This window comes from Nostocoides veronense (assembly GCF_039531185.1).
Taxonomy (GTDB): Bacteria; Actinomycetota; Actinomycetes; order Actinomycetales; family Dermatophilaceae; genus Nostocoides_A; species Nostocoides_A veronense.
Genome location: NZ_BAAAPO010000016.1, coordinates 78,250 through 96,286, shown reverse-complemented (window position 1 = coordinate 96,286; position 18,037 = coordinate 78,250). Strand labels below are relative to the sequence as shown.

General features: G+C 67.2%; 14 protein-coding genes. 2 read left to right on the top strand and 12 right to left on the bottom strand.

The annotated features are described in order from the left end of the window. Nucleotides 1–32: 32 nt before the first annotated feature. The 8 genes from pyrF to pyrR are packed head-to-tail and all read right to left on the bottom strand — an operon-like array spanning nucleotide 33 to nucleotide 10,084. Nucleotides 33–878 carry an orotidine-5'-phosphate decarboxylase gene (gene pyrF, locus ABD225_RS05255; RefSeq protein WP_344082196.1) on the bottom strand — a complete coding sequence of 282 codons (846 nt, stop codon included), beginning with the start codon at nucleotides 876–878 and terminating at the stop codon, nucleotides 33–35. Between the two features lie 27 nt (nucleotides 879–905). After that, nucleotides 906–1,862 carry a dihydroorotate dehydrogenase gene (locus tag ABD225_RS05250; RefSeq protein ID WP_344082194.1) on the bottom strand — a complete coding sequence of 319 codons (957 nt, stop codon included), beginning with the start codon at nucleotides 1,860–1,862 and terminating at the stop codon, nucleotides 906–908. Then, entirely contained in the window at nucleotides 1,859–2,764 is a 906-nt protein-coding gene (locus ABD225_RS05245; protein ID WP_344082192.1) for a dihydroorotate dehydrogenase electron transfer subunit, read from the bottom strand. Before ABD225_RS05245 ends, ABD225_RS05250 begins: the two co-directional genes overlap by 4 nt. Then, the gene (carB, locus tag ABD225_RS05240) at nucleotides 2,761–6,066 is read right to left on the bottom strand and encodes a carbamoyl-phosphate synthase large subunit (RefSeq protein ID WP_344082190.1); all 3,306 of its coding nucleotides are present in this window, start codon (nucleotides 6,064–6,066) and stop codon (nucleotides 2,761–2,763) included. The genes ABD225_RS05245 and carB overlap by 4 nt, the downstream gene beginning before the upstream one ends. Before the next feature lies 1 nt (nucleotide 6,067). Further along, nucleotides 6,068–7,216: a glutamine-hydrolyzing carbamoyl-phosphate synthase small subunit gene (gene carA / locus ABD225_RS05235; RefSeq protein WP_344082188.1), complete on the bottom strand. Its 1,149-nt coding sequence runs from the start codon at nucleotides 7,214–7,216 to the stop codon at nucleotides 6,068–6,070. Continuing rightward, complete coding sequence (locus ABD225_RS05230; RefSeq protein WP_344082186.1) at nucleotides 7,213–8,544, bottom strand: dihydroorotase; 1,332 nt, start codon at nucleotides 8,542–8,544, stop codon at nucleotides 7,213–7,215. The genes carA and ABD225_RS05230 overlap by 4 nt, the downstream gene beginning before the upstream one ends. Further along, on the bottom strand, nucleotides 8,541–9,494 hold the full coding sequence (locus tag ABD225_RS05225; RefSeq protein WP_344082184.1) for an aspartate carbamoyltransferase catalytic subunit: 954 nt from the start codon (nucleotides 9,492–9,494) through the stop codon (nucleotides 8,541–8,543). The genes ABD225_RS05230 and ABD225_RS05225 overlap by 4 nt, the downstream gene beginning before the upstream one ends. Continuing rightward, nucleotides 9,491–10,084: a bifunctional pyr operon transcriptional regulator/uracil phosphoribosyltransferase PyrR gene (gene pyrR / locus ABD225_RS05220; RefSeq protein ID WP_344082182.1), complete on the bottom strand. Its 594-nt coding sequence runs from the start codon at nucleotides 10,082–10,084 to the stop codon at nucleotides 9,491–9,493. Before pyrR ends, ABD225_RS05225 begins: the two co-directional genes overlap by 4 nt. A 196-nt stretch (nucleotides 10,085–10,280) precedes the next feature. Here pyrR and ABD225_RS05215 point away from each other — a divergent pair, with 196 nt between their 5' ends. Further along, on the top strand, nucleotides 10,281–12,236 hold the full coding sequence (locus tag ABD225_RS05215; RefSeq protein ID WP_344082180.1) for a hypothetical protein: 1,956 nt from the start codon (nucleotides 10,281–10,283) through the stop codon (nucleotides 12,234–12,236). Nucleotides 12,237–12,277: 41 nt separating this feature from the next. On the opposite strand, the gene ABD225_RS05210 is transcribed toward ABD225_RS05215, so the two are convergent. The 4 genes from ABD225_RS05210 to efp all read right to left on the bottom strand — a co-directional run bounded on the left by ABD225_RS05210 (nucleotide 12,278) and on the right by efp (nucleotide 16,342). Beyond that, nucleotides 12,278–14,116, bottom strand: coding sequence for a Type 1 glutamine amidotransferase-like domain-containing protein (locus tag ABD225_RS05210; RefSeq protein WP_344082178.1), 1,839 nt, complete (start codon nucleotides 14,114–14,116; stop codon nucleotides 12,278–12,280). 69 nt (nucleotides 14,117–14,185) lie between these two features. Beyond that, the gene (locus ABD225_RS05205) at nucleotides 14,186–15,343 is read right to left on the bottom strand and encodes a GNAT family N-acetyltransferase (RefSeq protein WP_344082176.1); all 1,158 of its coding nucleotides are present in this window, start codon (nucleotides 15,341–15,343) and stop codon (nucleotides 14,186–14,188) included. Nucleotides 15,344–15,345: 2 nt separating this feature from the next. Further along, a complete protein-coding gene (nusB, locus tag ABD225_RS05200; RefSeq protein ID WP_344082174.1) occupies nucleotides 15,346–15,759 on the bottom strand; it encodes a transcription antitermination factor NusB in 414 nt (137 codons plus the stop codon). 22 nt (nucleotides 15,760–15,781) lie between these two features. Beyond that, complete coding sequence (gene efp / locus ABD225_RS05195; protein ID WP_344082370.1) at nucleotides 15,782–16,342, bottom strand: elongation factor P; 561 nt, start codon at nucleotides 16,340–16,342, stop codon at nucleotides 15,782–15,784. A 128-nt stretch (nucleotides 16,343–16,470) separates the two neighbouring features. Here efp and ABD225_RS05190 point away from each other — a divergent pair, with 128 nt between their 5' ends. Continuing rightward, on the top strand, nucleotides 16,471–18,033 hold the full coding sequence (locus tag ABD225_RS05190) for a WS/DGAT/MGAT family O-acyltransferase (protein WP_344082172.1): 1,563 nt from the start codon (nucleotides 16,471–16,473) through the stop codon (nucleotides 18,031–18,033). Nucleotides 18,034–18,037: the final 4 nt, after the last annotated feature.

Below are 18,037 nucleotides of genomic sequence, written 5' to 3'. Positions count from 1 at the left end.
TCACCACCCCGAAGTGTGGTGGTGACGCGATATTAGACAATCCGCGCCGCTTCCGCTCGACGACGCAGGGCGGCCACGTCCGGACCGGCCGAAAGCACCTCACGGCTGCTGGCCGCCAGGACATTCGGCAGGGCCGCGCCGAAGACCGCGGCGGCCTCAGCGGCGGTGCCGCCTTGAGCCCCGAAGCCCGGCGCCAGGATGGGGGCGTTGGCCGCTGCGAGGTCGATTCCGAGGTCCCGCACGGCCGAGCCGACGGTCGCTCCGACGACGAGCCCGATGCTGCCCAACTCCCCCCGCCCGGCAGCACGTGCATTGGCCTCGGCCGCCCCGGTCACGATGGCCCCCGCCACGCTCGCGCCGGCCCCCCCGACATGCTGGACCGACCGGCCCTCGGGATTGGAGGTCAACGCGAGCACAAAGAGCCCTCGGCCTGTCTGCTGAGCGAGATCCATTGCAGGAGCTAGCGATCCGAAACCTAGATAGGGGCTGACGGTGATGGCATCACACGCGAGCGGCGCCTGGTCCGCGAGATAGGCGCGGGCATAACCCGCCATCGTCGACCCGATATCGCCGCGCTTGACGTCGAGGATGACCGGCGTCCCGGCTGCCTGGAAAATCGGCAGGATCTCTTCCAGCACAGCGATGCCGGCGCTGCCATATTCCTCAAAGAAGGCGGACTGCGGCTTGACGGCCGCGACGCGTCCTGCAAAGGCCTCGGCGCAGGTCTGCGCGAAGGCCCGCACGCCCGCCGCGGAGACCGGCAGGCCCCAGCTGGTGAGCAGTTCCGGGTGGGGGTCAATCCCGACGCACACGGCGCCGAACGTGTCCATCGTCACGCGCAGCCGCGCCCCGAAAGCCATCGAAGTGCCGTCCGTCATGGGCCTCTCCTAGGTGATCTCATCCGATTAGTGGTCATGCGCCACGCCCACGACATCGGCATACCTGGGTATGCCGCGTGCGTGGAGCAGGTCGCCCAGCTCTCGGGCCACCCGCCAGGGTGCGAGCGGATCGTTGAAGATCGCGGTGCCCACCTGGACCGCGCTGGCGCCGGCGAGGGTCAGCTCGAGGGCGTCCTCCCCGGTCCGCACTCCCCCGACACCGATGATGGGGGCGGTGGGTATGCGGCCCGCCCGCATCGCGGCATACACCTGCCAGATCGCGCGCACGGCCACCGGGCGGATGGCCGGTCCGGACAGGCCGCCGGTCAGACCGAACAGGTGCGGTCGCATCCGCTCGGTGTCGATGCGGATGCCGAGGAGGGTGTTGATCATCGTCAGGCCCTGCGCACCCGCCGAGAGTGCGGCTTCCGCGATGACGGTGATGTCTGTGACATCCGGGGTCAGTTTGGCGAATAGTGGTGTGCTGCGCGGGACTTCGGGGACGACGAGGCGCAGCACTTCGGCAGAACTCGCGGGATCGCAGGCATAGACCAGTCCGCGGTTCGCGACATTCGGGCACGAGATATTGACCTCGATCGCCGCCACGGTGGCGTCGAAATCGGGGGCCGCCACGAGAGCGCGCGCCACCTCGGCGAACTCCGCGGAACTCTCCCCCGCGATGGACACGATGGCGCGCGCGCCGACTGAGCGCAGCCACGGCAGGTCGTGTTCGACGAAAGCGTGAATACCGGGGCCCTGCAGCCCGATGGAGTTGAGCATGCCGCTCGGTGTCTCGGCCATGCGCGGAGTGCCGCGGCCGGATTGCGGGTCACGCTTGACCGATTTGGTGACGAAGGCGCCGATCTTCGCGATGTCCTCGAGCCGGTGCAATTCCTTGCCGTTGGCGGCGCATCCCGATGCGGTGAGCACCGGATTTGGCAGCAGCACCCCGTGGCCGAGATCGGTGGTGAGATCCACAGTCATCGCGAACTCCCCTGTGCTGCCGCGTGATTGAGCGCTGCGAGACTCGCGGGGGAACCGAGGCAGTCATCGGGCACGGCCACCCGCCCGTCGGCGATGGCCTCCCAGCGCACGCGCGCGCCGTCGAAGGTCGGGCCCTCGACGCAGGACCGGCTCATGCGGGTGACACCGTCCGCCCCAACAACGGGCAGCACACACGTCATGCACACTCCGATGCCGCAAGCCATCGACTCCTCGACGGCGACATAGGCCGTCACGCCAAGGGGACGGCATACCTGCGTCACCGCGCGCAGCATCGGCATCGGCCCGCACGCGTAGGCCAGGGTGGCCCCGCTCGTGCGCAGGAGATCCGAGAGCGGGTCGGTGACGCGGCCCGTAATGCCAGCCGAGCCATCGTCGGTCGTCACGGTGAGCGGGACCCGATCCGCCAGGTCGGCACCGAAGAGCCGGTCCTGGGTGGCCGCGCCGAGGACCAGATCAACGTGGCAGCCCTTGTCCTGCAGGACTTTTGCCAGCCAGAACATCGGTGCGGAGCCATAGCCGCCACCGAGCAAGACACACGGGGTCGGCTCGTCGGGGACCGGGAAGGGCACGCCGAGCGGCCCAAGGACCTCGACCGCCTCCCCGGCAACGAGCCGGGTGATCCACCGCGTTCCGGGCCCGGCATCCGCGACGACAATCTCGACCGTGCCCGTGTCGGGCTCGACGCGGTGAATCGAGAACGAGCGTCTTAGCAGCAGACCCGAGGTTTCTCCGCCGACAGCCAGCGCAACGAATTGTCCCGGGCGCGCTGCCGCGGCGATCTCGGGGGCGAGGACCACGAGGTGGCGGTAGTCGCCCGCCGCGGCGGCCGCGATGACCTCCGCGCGGACCGAGTGCAGGCGATCGCCGGAAGTCGTGGTCATTGCGCGAGCCCGGTCCCGTAGAGATCGAGGTCGCGCGCATGCTCCTGGAGAGACTTCACGCTCAGGGTGTCTTTGCGCGCCGCCTCGATGCCCTGGACGGCGGCGCCGAGCTGCTGGACCGTGGTGATGATCGGCTTATCCATCGCGGTGGTCGCTTGCCGGATCTTGTAGCCGTCCTCCCGCGCATTGGCGCCCGAGGGGGTGTTGACGACCATGTCGATTGTCCCGGCGAGAATCTCGTCGACGATGCTGACATCACCAGGCGATCGCTCGCTGACCTTGCGAACGACTTCTGCGTCGATCCCGTTGCGCCGCAGCACATCCGCCGTGCCCGTCGTCGCGACGATGGTGAAGCCCAGCTCCTGGAGTCGCATGACCGGGAAGATCATGGCGCGTTTGTCGCGATTGGCGATGGAGACGAAGATCCGACCACTATCCGGCAGGCCCGTGGTCGCGCCCAATTGGCTCTTGGCGAAAGCCGACCCGAAGGTGCGGTCGATGCCCATGACTTCACCGGTGGAGCGCATCTCCGGCCCGAGCAGGGCATCGACGACCGTGCCGTCGACGGTGCGGAAGCGCTTGAAGGGCAGCACGGCCTCCTTGACCGACAAGTGCGCGTGGGTCGGCAATTTCCCGCCATCGCCCACCGGCGGCAGCAGGCCCTCCGCGCGAAGGTCCGCGATCCGGGACCCGAGCATCACGCGCGCCGCGGCCTTCGCCAGTGGCACCCCCGTCGCCTTCGCGACGAAGGGCACGGTGCGCGAGGCGCGCGGATTGGCTTCCAGCACATAGAGAACGTCGTGGGCGAGCGCGAACTGCACATTCATCAGGCCGCGGACGCCAATCCCCTCGGCGAGGGCGAGCGTGCTGCGCCGGACCCGGTCGAGTTCCTGCGCACCGAGGGTGGCCGGCGGCAGCGTGCACGCCGAGTCGCCGGAGTGGATGCCGGCTTCCTCGATGTGTTCCATGATCCCGCCGACAAACATTTCCTCGCCGTCATAGAGCACATCGACATCGATCTCGATCGCGTCGTCGAGGAAGCGGTCGATGAGGATCGGCTGCTCCGGGGAGGCGAGGGCCGCGCGGGTGACGTACTCCGAGAGGGTCGTGTCGTCATACACGATCTCCATGCCGCGCCCGCCGAGGACGTATGACGGCCGCACCAGCACGGGGTAGCCGATCCGGGTGGCAATATCGACGGCCTCTTGGGCGCTGAACGCGATTCCGTGTTGCGGCGCAGGAAGATTCGCTGCCGCGAGCACGCGGCCGAACGCGCCACGGTCCTCGGCCAGGTGAATCGCCTCGGGAGAGGTGCCAACGATCGTGACGCCCTCGTCCTTCAACTTCTGCGCCAGGCCCAGCGGCGTCTGCCCGCCAAGCTGCACGATGACGCCGGCAACCGGGCCGGCCTGCTGCTCGGCATGGATGACCTCGAGGACATCTTCAAGGGTCAGCGGCTCGAAGTAGAGCCGACTGGAGGTGTCGTAGTCGGTGGAGACGGTCTCGGGATTGCAGTTGACCATCACCGTGTCATAGCCCGCATCACGCAGCGCGAAGCTGGCGTGGACGCAGGAGTAGTCGAACTCGACACCTTGACCGATCCGGTTGGGGCCGGAGCCGAGGATGAGGACCGCCTCGCGTTCGCGGGGCTCGACCTCGCTCTCCTCGTCGTATGCGGAGTAGTAGTAGGGCGTGCGCGCCGCGAACTCGGCCGCGCACGTGTCGACCGTTTTGTAGACGGGACGGACACCGAGGGCGTGCCTAACCCCGCGGACGACATCCTCACTCATGCCGCGGATTGCGGCGATTTGCTTGTCGGAGAAGCCATGTCGCTTTGCTTCGCGGAGCAGCTCGGGCGTGAGTTGACGGGCTGCGGCGAGGTCGGTGGCGATCTCGTTGATCAGCGCGATCTGATCGAGGAACCACGGGTCGATGCCGGTGCTGTCGTGCACCTGCTCAACGCTGGCTCCGGCGCGCAGTGCCTGCTGGACGCCGACGATGCGCCCGTCCGTGGGCCGGGCGATATCGAGCAGCAAGGCTTCGAGATCCGCGCCCGTTGGGGCCTCGCCGTCCCAGTGGAACGAGGAGCCGGACTTCTCCATGGACCGCAAGGCCTTCTGCAGCGCCTCGGTGAAAGACCGACCGAGCGACATGGCCTCCCCGACAGACTTCATCGTTGTCGTCAGGGTTGTGTCGGCGGACGGGAACTTCTCAAAGGCGAATCGGGGCACCTTGACGACGATGTAATCGAGCGTCGGCTCAAAGCTGGCCGGCGTTTCCTGGGTGATGTCATTGCGCACTTCGTCCAGTGTGTAGCCGATCGCCATCTTGGCGGCGATCTTGGCGATCGGGAAGCCTGTGGCTTTGGAAGCCAGTGCGCTGGAACGGGATACGCGCGGATTCATCTCGATGACGATGATCCGGCCAGTCTTGGGGTCGACGGCGAATTGGATATTGCAGCCACCGGTGTCGACACCTACTTCGCGGATGACGTCGATGCCGATATCGCGCAGCCGTTGGTACTCACGGTCGGTCAGCGTCAGGGCCGGGGCCACGGTGATGGAGTCGCCGGTGTGCACGCCCATCGGGTCGAGATTCTCGATGGAACAGACGACCACGACATTGTCCGCGTGGTCGCGCATGACCTCGAGCTCGTACTCCTTCCAGCCAAGGATCGACTCCTCCAGGAGCACTTCGGTGACCGGCGAGTACTGCAGTCCCGCGCCGGCGATTCGGCGCAGGTCGCTCTCGTCATACGCGAAGCCGGAGCCGAGCCCGCCCATGGTGAAGGACGGTCGAACGACAACCGGATAACTCAATTCCGCTGCAGCCGTGAGACATTCGTCCATCGTGTGACAGATGACGGACCGCGCGGACTCCGCCCCGCAGCGCTCCACGACGCCCTTGAACTTCTCGCGGTCCTCACCAAGTTGGATCGCCTCGACATTGGCACCGATGAGCGGGCAGTCGTATTTCGCGAGGATGCCCCGTTCGTGCAGCGCCATCGCGGCGTTGAGCGCGGTCTGGCCTCCGAGGGTGGCGAGGACGGCGTCGGGCCGTTCCTTTTCGATGATCTTCTCAATCACCTCGGGGGTGATCGGCTCGACATAGGTGGCGTCGGCGAACTCGGGATCGGTCATGATCGTCGCCGGATTCGAGTTGACGAGGATGACGCGGATGCCCTCCTCGCGCAGCACCCGACAGGCCTGGGTGCCGGAGTAGTCGAACTCGCAGGCCTGGCCGATGACGATCGGACCAGAGCCGATCACCAGGACGCTGGAGATATCGGTCCTGCGCGGCATATCAGCGCTCCCCTTCCAAGAGGGTGACGAAGCGGTCAAAGAGGTATCCGGCATCGTGCGGGCCAGCCGCCGCCTCTGGGTGGTATTGCACCGAAAAGGCCGGCAGGTCAAGGCATTCCAACCCCTCGACGACATCGTCATTGAGGCAGACGTGGGAGACCCGGACCCGTCCGTATGCGGGGTCGGCCGGCGCCGCGACCGGCTCCCCGATGGGTGCGTCGACGGCGAAGCCGTGGTTGTGCGCAGTGACCTCGACCTTGCGCGTGCCGAGATCCATCACCGGTTGGTTGATGCCGCGGTGGCCGTAACGGAGTTTGTAGGTGCCGAAACCCAGTGCCCGGCCGAGGAGTTGGTTGCCGAAACAGATGCCGAAGAACGGGATGCGCGCGGCGAGGACCTCGCGCAAGACGCCGACCTCATGTTCGGCGGTCGCGGGGTCACCGGGCCCATTGGAGAAAAAGACGCCATCGGGGTTGATCGCGTGGATGTCGGCGAAGGTCGCGGTCGCCGGAAGCACATGGACCTCGATGCCGCGCTCCGCCATCAGGGCCGGTGTCATCGCCTTTATCCCGAGGTCCACCGCGGCCACGGTGAAGCGCCGATCGCCCACGGCCGGAACGACATACGGCTGCGCGGTGCTGACCTCTGGCGCGAGCGCAGAGCCGCTCATCTGGGGCGAAGCGGCGACGATATCCAATTGGTCCTTGGCGCTCAGCTCGCCGTCGGCTCCGCTGAAAATCCCGACACGCATGGCGCCTCGCTCGCGCAGATGCCGGGTGAGCGCCCGCGTGTCGAGGCCGCTGATCCCGACGACCCCTTGAGCTGCGAGTTCGGCATCGAGGGATCGTGAGGAGCGCCAGTTCGAGGGGCGCAGGGCCGGGTCGCGTACGACGAAACCCGACACCCAGATCCGGCTCGACTCATCGTCTTCGTCATTCCACCCGGTATTGCCGATGTGTGGCGCGGTCATAACGACGACCTGCCGGTGATAGCTGGGGTCGGTCAGCGTCTCCTGGTAGCCGGTCATTCCGGTGTTGAAGACCGCCTCCCCCACCGTCGTGCCGCGCGCGCCGAACGCCCGGCCGGTGAATCGCCGGCCGTCCTCGAGCACCAGGACTGCCGGCTCGTATGCCGTGGACGCACCACTCACGGGTGTTGCACCTTTCCGTCGATCGCGGTCACTTCGCCGCGCAAGATGGTCGCGTGCACGGCGCCCTTGAAGCTCAGGCCGTGCCAAGGATTGTTGCGGGACAACGAATTCGAGGCGGCGCGGTCGACGGTCACGACACGCTGCGGGTCGACGAGCACGAGATTCGCCGGCCGGCCGACACCGATGCCTCGGCCGTGGCCGTCCAGACCGGCGATGCGCGCCGGATTGCGAGACATCCGGCGCGTGAGGTGGATCATCGTCATCCGACCCGTTTTCACCATCATGTCGTGGACGACGGAAAAGGCCGTTTCCAGCCCCAGCATCCCGAAGGCCGCCGCCTCGAAAGCGTGCTCCTTGTCGTGACGGGCGTGCGGGGCATGGTCCGTCGCCACCGCATCAATGGTGCCGTCGGCCAGGGCATTCCGCAGCGCCTCCTGGTCCTCGCTCGGTCGCAGCGGCGGGTTGACCTTGAACGTCGGGTCGTAACTGGCCACCAGTTCGGTCCCGAGCGCGAGGTGGTGTGGGGTGACCTCGGCCGTCACCTTGATCCCACGATCTTTGGCCCACCGGATGATCTCGACCGACTCGGCGCTCGAGACGTGCGCGATGTGCACCCGTGAATCCGTGTGCCGAGCCAGGTGGACATCGCGCGCGACGATCACCGATTCGGCAACACCCGGCCACCCCGGAAGCCCCAACCGGCCAGAGATCTCGCCCTCATGGCAGCACGCACCGGCGCCGGCGAGCGATGCATCCTGGGCATGCTGCGAGATCACGCCGTCAAAGGGCTTGAGATATTCCAGCGCCCGCCGCATGACCCGCGCGTCCTGAACACACAAGCCGTCATCCGAAAAGAGCCGCACCCTAGCCCGGGATCGCGCCATCAGCCCAAGCTCGGCAAGCTCCTCTCCCCCAAGGCCTTTCGTCACGGCACCGACCGGTATGACGTCGACCAGCCCGACGGTGCGGCCACGGTCATACAGCAGCTCCGCGGCCTCAGCGGTGTCGGTGACGGGCGAGGTGTTCGCCATCGCGAGGACCGCGGTGAAGCCGCCCGCGGCAGCGGCCGCCGAGCCCGAGGCGATGGTCTCGGTGTCCTCGCGGCCCGGCTCGCGCAGGTGCGTATGCAGGTCGACGAAGCCCGGTAGCAGGGACAGGCCGTCCGCGTCGATATGGCGGATTCCCGGCGGTGCATCAACCCGTCCGAACTGGGTGATCACGCCGCCCTGAATCAGTAGGTCGGCCGGCTCACCGGGGCGTGGCTCGCGTGGGTCTCCCGCCTCGCGGTCGTTCCAGACCACGGCACCGGTGATCAGCAGGTCGCTCATGCTGCGCTCCCTTCGCCGGCGAGCAGGTGATAGAGGACGGCCATCCGCACGGCCAGCCCGCTGGAGACCTGATCGAGAATGACCGAGGACGGCGCATCTGCGGCATCCGCACTGATCTCCAAACCGCGATTCATCGGCCCGGGATGCATGACGAGCACGTCTGGATTGCGCTGCAGCAGGCTCGTTAGCCGGGGCCGCGTCAGGCCGTAGCCGACGGTGTATTCGCGCGGCGTCGGGAAGTAGCCCCCGCTCATCCGTTCGCGTTGGACCCGCAGCATCATCACAGCGTCCGGACGATCATCGCCGCTGAGCACCTCATCGAAGTCCCAGGACGTCGCGAATCCGTCTGTGGCGGACCACGATCCGATTCCCGACGGCATGAGAGTCGGCGGTGCGACGACCGTGACGCGCGCACCCAGGGTTTTCAGGGTGATGACATTGCTGCGGAAGACCCGACTGTGGGTCAGATCCCCCACGATGACGACATGCTTGCCGTCGAGTTCACCTATCCTCGACCGCAAGGTGTAGGCGTCTAACAGCGCCTGGGTCGGGTGCTCGTGCGTGCCATCGCCGGCATTGATGACCGACGCATCGACCCAACCGGCCACCTGCTGGCAGGCGCCGCTCTGGTTGTGCCTAATCACCAGGGCATCGACGGCCATCGCGTTGATGGTCTGGACGCTGTCGCGCAGCGATTCGCCTTTGGAGGTCGAGGACCCTTTGGCCGAGAGGTTGATGGTGTCCGCGGACATCCATTTGCCAGCGATCTCGAAACTCGATCGGGTCCGGGTGGAATCTTCGAAGAAGAAGTTGATGATCGTGCGTCCACGCAGGGTGGGGAGCTTCTTGACCTCGCGGCGCTGCACATCGTGCATGGACGCGGCGGTGTCGAGGATTGCCTCGACGTCCGCGCGGGTCAGGTCGGCGCTGCTGATCAGGTGCTTCGTCATCGCTCATCGCCCCCGGCGATCCGCACGACATCGGGTATGCCGTCGAAGCCGGCCAGTCGGACCTGCACCTTTTCGCTGTGCGACGTGGGCAGGTTCTTGCCGACGTGATCGGCGCGGATCGGCAGTTCGCGGTGGCCGCGGTCAATGAGGACGGCGAGCCGGACCGCCTTCGGGCGTCCCAGGTCGACGAGCGCGTCCAAGGCTGCCCGGATGGAGCGCCCCGAATACAGCACATCGTCAACGAGCACGACGACCTTGTCGTCAATGCCGCATTCGGGGATGACGGTGCGCATCGGCGCCCGTGTCGGTTGGCTGCGCAGATCATCACGATGCATGGTGATGTCGAGGGCGCCCACCGGGATCGGACCGCAGCCCTCCACCTCGGACAAGATCACGGCCAGCCGCTGCGCCAATTCGACGCCACGGCTTGGGATGCCAAGCAGGACCAGATCGTCGGCGCCCTTGTTGTGTTCGAGGATCTCGTGGGCAATGCGCCGCAAGCACCGGCCGATTTCGTTGCCGGAGAGGACGGTTCGTCCTGCGGGATCAATGGGGTGACCCGCCGGGGGCTTGCTGTCAGCGTGCGCCAAAGCGCCAGCCTCCTTCCCTGCCTCACAGGACAGGTCGTTAAAGGATGCGTACGCCGCCCACTCTAACCCCGCGCCACGAGGCGTCCGCGCACCCGTCCAGGGGGCGGGCGGCATACCCCTGCAGCGCCGGTCGCACGGCTGCCCGTAGAGTCTGGCCAGCGGGCAATGGGGCCCGCCCACCAGGGAGGGGGCCGCGATGCGGCGCAGCAGGGCATGGATCGTGGCGGGTATGACAGGGGCCGGGCTGGCGATGCCGGGGCTCGCCGCGAGCGGGTCCGCGGTTGATCCGCCGTCGGCGGGCGGCCTGACGGCGGCTGAGGAGTCGCGACTGGCCGCTGGTATGCAATTGGCTCCACTCGGCTCGGGCGCCACCGGAGCGGATCCGAATATCGCCTACCTCCCTGATCTGCACAAGGTCGACTTTGCGTCCTGGGCTCAGGCCGCGAGCGCGCGCTCACAGGCCGCAACTTCCGATGATGGGCACCGCGCGAAGGCGCGCTATGGCGGCTCGGGGGCGCCCCTGGCATACCGGGAGAAGGAGCCTGCCGGCGTCGTCGGGCGCAATGACACGACGTGGACCGCGGAGAAGGTTAGCGCCTTCGGTCTCGGTGCGGGACTGCGCAATCGGATGGTCGTCTCCGGCTCGCTCGCCGATAACGCCCCCACGATGCGGGCTCTCCCCACCGCCGCCGAGGACAATGGCTCGATTCCGCTGGCCTCGAAGACGGGCATCCGGGGCAACGATCGGATCCGCGTGTCGGGCCGGATCGGCGACGGTCCCCATGGGCCCTTCCCCGGGGATTTCGACTGGTATCGCGTGGATGCCAAGGCTGGCGAGACGGTGACGGCGAAGATCGCCGCCTCGCAGCGCAGCACGATGGTGACGATCTGGGACGCCCGCGGCGTGCCCGTCGCCCTCGGCTGGAATAGTACGGACCCCGGCATCGTGGATGAGATCGCGCAATTCACGACGACCTCGGACGGCACCTTCTATGTCCAAGTCCTCGACGAAAGGTCGTGGCAGATCGACCCCTTCGACTCTGCCTCCGGGACCACCGAAGGACGTGGCGGCACCTACACCGCCGAGATCGGCAGCTGGCGCACCGACCGCGACGCGATCCTGGTCAAACTGCGGCGCGGTGACGTGCTCGGCACGTCCGTCGCGGGTGCCGCCAAACGAGTCATGGTTCAGCGCTGGGACAGCACCTATGTGACTGGTCAGAGCGGGTTGGACCTCTCCGGCTATTACCCCACCGGCTCGCCCCTGCCTCGCGGCGGCAATGCCAATGCGTCCTATGTCGTCGAAGCCGATGGCTGGTATGGCGTCATGGTCGACACCGGGCTGGGCGCTTACCGCCATACCGTCGAGGTCTATAGGCCGGGCGGTGAAGGGACTCGCGCACCGCAAACCATCTATCTCGACTTCGACGGCGCAGTCGTCGACACGACAACCTTCGGGTGGGAAGACGGCGGCAAGCGAAAGCTGTCACCGCTGAAGAAGTTCCTCGCCGGGTGGGGGCTGAAGGAGTCCGACCTACCCGCACTCGCCGCGCAGATCACCAAAGCGGCCTCGGAGAACCTGCGCACGGACATGCGGGCGATGAACATCCCCAATCTGCAGATTCAGGTCGTCAATGGTTTGCAGAGCGCCGATCTGACCGGCAAGCCCCATGTCTCGCGGGTCGTCGTCGGCGGAACTATCGACGAATCGGGCATCGAGACCGTCGGCATCGCCAATGCCATCGACCCGGGCAATTACGGCCGCACCGACGAGGCGATCGTCCTGCTCGACCTGATGAGTGCACCCGTCAAGGGCAATCAAAGCGCGGTCGTGTCCTTGAACTATTACCTGCGGCCGAGCACCGACAAGGTCCGCTTTGTCGGCACCGCGATCGGCAATGTCGTCGCCCACGAGGCCGGACATTTCATTGGCAACTGGCATACCAATAACACCAATGACGTCACCTCGCTCATGGACTCCGGCGGCCTCGGCTTCTGGCGGATGTTCCAGGCCGGTAAGGACCGCATCGGCGGCACTGCCGATGACGGCGACACCGACTTTGCGACCGACCGCTACTCGCCCTGGGAGGGTTTCGTCGGCGTCGAGGACACCCGCAATGTGACCGCCTGGGCGTTCTCCGCCAAGCGCTGACGCCGACCCGGCAGGCCTGCGCCAGCGCTGGGGTATTACTTTCAGCGGCGCAGCGCCTCGCCGGGGCCGAAGGTGTCGACCACGAGACCGGCGGCGCCCAGGGTGCCATTGCTGCTCACCCAGGTGCGGGCGTCGCGGCCATCGGCCACGACGACCGAGCCGTCGACGACCGTCGCGGAGCCGGCGTGGAAGCGAATGGCGGTGCCAGCACTGATGCCCAGCCCCAGCTCGCCCTTATCGACCGCCACGGCGTTGAACAGCCGGCCCCAGACGTAGTCGGTGTTCAAGGCCGGAATGATGCTTGCGCCGACGACGCCAGCCCCGGCGTGCCACTTCGCCTCGGAGGTCTTGAAAGCTGCGCCTGCCTTCTCTTCATAGTTGTCCCCATTGGGTCGGGCCTCACCCGACCAGCGAGTGCCGGCATATGCCGCGGCCGGGCCGTCCGCGAAGACCACCGGTACGGCCGCGAAGGCCTTCGCCGCCAGGGCTCGGAAGGTCGCATTGCCAAAGGCTTTAGCCGCCTGCGGCGGGGATACCGCGACGATCAGGACGGCGTCATACCGGCCTGGGTTGACGCTGGCCCAGGAGCCCTTGCCGAAGGTGGCTTGGTCGATGTGGCCGGGCCAGCCGGCGACCTTGAGTTTGTCGCCATAGGCTGCCGCGGTTCCCCGAGTGTCCGCCGACAGGATGAGCACCCGGCCGTTCTGCGGGTTCGCGCTCGCCGCCGCAGCATCCTTGACGACCGACGGAATGACCTTGCCACCGCCGAGGACGCCCCCACCGACATACAGGATGCCGTCGGCGCTGGAGCGAGGGGTCGACCAGGCTCGGCCGCTCACATCGCCCACAGTCTTGCCATTGAGGGTCAGGCGGCGGGTGACGAGGTCGTAGTCGTTACCCTCTGTCAGCAGGTTAACCTTGACCTTGCGTGCCGACAGCCAACGCTCAGTCCCAACCCAGCGGTGGGTGGCGCCGAGCGACTCGAAGTCGATGGTGGCGGCGCCACTATTTCCGACAACCTGGGTCAGGGTGCGGTCGCCGTAGTTGGTGATCGAGGTGGCGTAGTCGACGCCGACACCGACCGGGCTCTTGCCGCCGAAGCGCTCGTCCGCGGTGGCGATGGTCGACAGGGATCGGCCGAACCGGCCCCGCTCATAGAAGTGCTGGTCGTAGATCGCGCGCTGCGACCCGAACACCAGCCCGCGCTCCGCATCGCCGTCATTGCGCCACCACATGAGCGTGCTGCCGCGCCGAAGTCCTTGCGCCGCACCATAATCCCCGACATAGCCGTTGATCATCGAGACCGACTCGACGGCCGCCCCGGCACTGGTGCCACCGAGCACGGCGCCTCGGTGGACGGCGTCGGTCATGGCCTTCTCCGCCGGCGAGTTCGCGAGCACCTTCATCGCGATGCCTTGGTCGCCGCCCAGGATGAAGATGCCGTCCAGGCTCGCGTCGCGCAATGCGGCGGAGTTGGCTGGCTTCATCGCGTCGGCTCGGTTGAGCAGGATGGCGAGCCGGCCCGTGCAGGATTTTCCGGGTGGAGCCACGGCCGTGCACGCGGCGGCGACCTCGGCCGTGCGCTGCTTGGCCAGGGCGATATTTTCCGGTCGGCTCGGCCAGTCATCGCCATAGGACGAGGGCACGACGACGATATCCACCGTCTTGTCCGTAGCCTTCGAGATGGCCGCCTTGGCGAAGGCTTCCAGGGTCACGGACTCATAGCCGCCTCCGGTCGGCATCATCATCGTCGGCTCATCGGACGCCGCCTGCGCGGTCGCGCCGATCCCGGCGAAGCCGAGCCCCGTGAGCGCCAAGGCGGCGAGGCCGCTTCGGGTCCGTCGGTGCCTGGTCGCGTATGTCGTGTGCTCTCCACCCATGCCCTCGAACCTAGCCCGTGACGCGTACGCCGGGAAGCATGAAGCCTCGTCGGCTATTCAGCGCCGAGGTCAGCGGGACGGGCGGGGACGGCGAACGTCGAGGTCGTGGCGGACGGGGCGGATCACCGGCCGCAGCGCGAGCACGGAGGCCAGATCGCCCAGGCTGGCGAGTTCGTCGACGATGGCGCGCGTCGGAGGCAAGAGCAGCGCCTCGCCGCGATCCGTCACGGCGGCCAGGTCTGCGACGCGGATCCAGCGCGAGTCGTGCGCCTCGGTGGTCGTATGCCGCCAACTCGCTTCCTCCCCCGCACTGACAGGGACGATGAAGAAGTAGACATCGAAGCGCTTGGGCACCCCGATCGGTGTCACCCAGTTGTCCCATGGCACCAGGCGCGAGGGGTCGAGCTCGGCAGCGGCCTCTTCGCGCACCTCCCGCAGACCGGTCGCGAGCAGCGTGCGCGCCGCGCTCACCGCGTCGTCGGCGACCGACCCGACGTCCGTCGCGCGCCACGCCGAGACGTGCTCGCGCAGCAGCTCGTCGGACACATCCACACGGGCCAAGCGATCCGCGGCATCAATGCGCCCGCCGGGAAAGACGACCGCATTGGCCGCGAAATCCATTGTCCCGACACGATATTGGACAAAGGCTTCCAGACCGGCTGCCCCGTCACGCAAGGGGATCACACTGACCGCGGGCCGGGGCAAGGGCTCATCCCGCAGCGGGCGTGCCATCGTGATCCGCCGACCCCAGCGGCTCAGGCCGTCCCGCTCTTCGGCAGCAATGAGGGGCGCCAACCAGGTCGGATCAGGCACTTCGGTGAAGCCGTGGCCGGCATAGAAGGGACCATTCCACGCGACCTCCGCAAAGGTGCGCAGAAGTAGGAGGTCATGGCCAGCATCCATTGCCACGCCCATGGCTGCCCGAAGCAAGGCGGTCCCCAGGCCGAGCCGGCCGACCTCGGGGCGCACCGACAGTTGCTCGAGAACCAGGTGCCCGCCGACATCGAGCACGTGAGCGAAGCCCACAGCCGGCTGTCCGGCGACCAGGAGAAACCCAGGGCCGGAAGCTCGCTCAGCTGCACTCGCACCGGGGCCCGGCCACTCGTCATACGAGATGCCCCGCGCAGCGGACAGGGTCGCGAAACGAATGTCGGCGGCGCGTTCGATGTCCTCGATCAGCTCCAGGTCGGCCGCATCGGCATACCGAATCGCCGTGAAGCGGAGCACGATCAGGCCAGCGTCGGCTTGACCTGCGCGAGCCGGCCGAGCAGGCCGTTGACGAACTTCGGCGAGTCATCGGTGGACAGCTGGGTGGCCAGCCCCACGGCCTCGCTGATGGCCACCGCCTCGGCGACATCCTCGCTGTACAGCACCTCAAACGCCCCGAGACGCAGGATGGCCCGATCGACGGCCGGCATCCGCTCGACCGGCCAGCCCTGGCTGTAGGTGTTGAGCAGTTCGTTGATATCCCGCCAGTGCGCGATGACGCCCTCGACGAGGGTCGCGGTGTAAGGGTTCAGCGGCGCGTCGGTGACCGGCGCGGCCAGCCGCTCGTGCAGCAGGTCCCCGACATTGACGCCGCGCGCCTCAGCCTCAAAGAGCAGGTCGAGGGCGCGCTTGCGCGCCTTGGTGCGGGCGGCCATCCGAATCGTGTTCCGGGAGAAGTCAGTTCACACGGCCGAGGTAGGACCCGTCGCGGGTGTCCACCTTGACCTTGGTGCCGGTTTCGAGGAAGAGCGGCACCTGGATCTCGGCGCCGGTCTCCAGGGTGGCGGGCTTGGTGCCGCCGGTCGACCGATCGCCCTGCAGGCCCGGCTCGGTGTAGGAGATCTCGAGGACGACGGAGGCGGGCAGTTCGATGTAGAGGACATTGCCGTCATTGCGAGCGACGATGGCGTCCTGGTTCTCCAGCATGTACTTCGCGGCATCCCCGACGGTGGCCGGGCTCACGGCGATCTGGTCGTAGGTGTCCGGGTCCATGAAGACGAAGTCGGTGCCGTCGTTGTAGAGGTACTGCATCGTGCGCTTGTCGACATTGGCCGTCTCCACCTTGACGCCCGCATTGAAGGTCTTGTCGACGACCTTGCCGGAGAGCACATTCTTCAGCTTGGTGCGCACGAAGGCCGGCCCCTTGCCGGGCTTGACGTGCTGGAACTCGACCACAGTCCAGAGTTGTCCGTCGATATTGAGGACAAGGCCGTTCTTCAGGTCGTTGGTCGTTGCCACGAGTCTCATGCTTTCGTCGTATGCCGCCCGCTCGCGCACGCGCGCGCCACCAAGGCAGATGTCGGTGAGGATCGTCTGTCATCGTATCGCGGGTATCGCTACAGCCCCGAATCGGCAACAATCACGCCATGACTGGCAAGCGGCTGACCCCCATGGATGCGATGTTCCTCTATGGCGAGACTCCCGAGACGATGATGCACGTCGGGGGCCTGCTGCCCTTCACGATGCCGCCGGACGCTCCCCCGGACTTCCTGCGCCGGCTCATGGACGAGATCCGCACGACGGCCCCGGTCCACGCCCCGTTCAACACCAAGCTGAAGACCCCCGGCTTCCTGCTCAACCCCGCGCACCAGTGGATCCCGGACCCGGACTTCGATATCGAGTACCACGTGCGCCGCTCGGCGCTCCCCCGCCCCGGCGACGAACGCGAGCTTGGCATCCTCGTCTCGCGCCTGCACTCCAATCCGCTGGACCTGACGCGTCCGCCGTGGGAGATGCATCTGATCGAGGGCCTGGAGAACAACCGCTTCGCGCTCTACGTGAAATTCCATCACGCGCTCGTCGACGGCTATAGCGCCATGCAATTGCTCATTCGCTCGCTGTCCACTGATCCGGATTCACGCGCCGAGAACCTCTTCTTCTCCTTGCCCCCGCGGCAGCGCAGCGCTCGTCCGGAGCAGAAGTCGGCACCGCTCGCCGATGTGAGCGCCGTGCTCGGACGCGCCGTGAATGTCGCCAAGTCCGTGCCGAGCCTCGCCAAATCCCTTGTCGGGCTGCAGCTTCGGCGCGACGGAGAGTTCAAGGACCTGATCTCCTCGTATGAAGCCCCGCACTCGGTCCTCAACGCGCGCATCGGCCGCAATCGCCGCTTCGCAACCCAGCAGTATGACGTGGCTCGCCTCTCCGCCGTCGGCAAGGCAGGCGGAGCGACGCTCAATGATGTGGTGCTCGCGATCTGCGGCGGCGGGCTGCGCCAGTTCCTGACCGAGTCGGGCCAATTGGGCGACAAACCGCTGATCAGCTTCCTGCCGGTCAATGTCCGCGCCAAGGGCGACGCCGGCGGCGGCAATGCGGTCGGCGCGATTCTCGCGACCCTCGGCACGGATATCGCTGACCCGGTCGAGCGCCTCGCGACGATCACTCGCTCAACACGCACCGCAAAGAAGCAGCTGACCAACCTGCCGATGGAGTCGATCCTCGCGTACAGCGCGATGCTTATGGCGCCCTCCGCGACGCAGGTGCTCGCAGCGATGACCGGCATGCCTGCGCCGGTGCCGTTCACCTTCAATCTCTGCGTCTCCAATGTCCCGGGACCGCGCGAGCCGCTCTACTTCCGCGGGGCGCGCCTCGAGGCGAACTATCCGCTCTCGATCCCGATCCACGGGATGGCCCTGAACATCACCTGCCAGTCGTATGCCGGCACCCTCAACTTCGGCTTCATCGGCGACCGGGACGCCCTGCCCCACCTGCAGCGGCTCGCGGTCTACACCGGCGAGGCTCTGGCCGAGCTCGAGCAGGCGCTCGGGCTCACCACCGCAGCTCCGGCGCAGAAGGCTACCGATCACAAGGCCACCGCCACGGCGGCGACGGCGACGAAGACCACGGCGAGGAAGACCGCGACCAAGAAGACTGCCGCACGGAAGAGCACCGCGAAGAAGGTCCCGGCACGGCGCGCGGACAAGCGGGGGTGAGGTC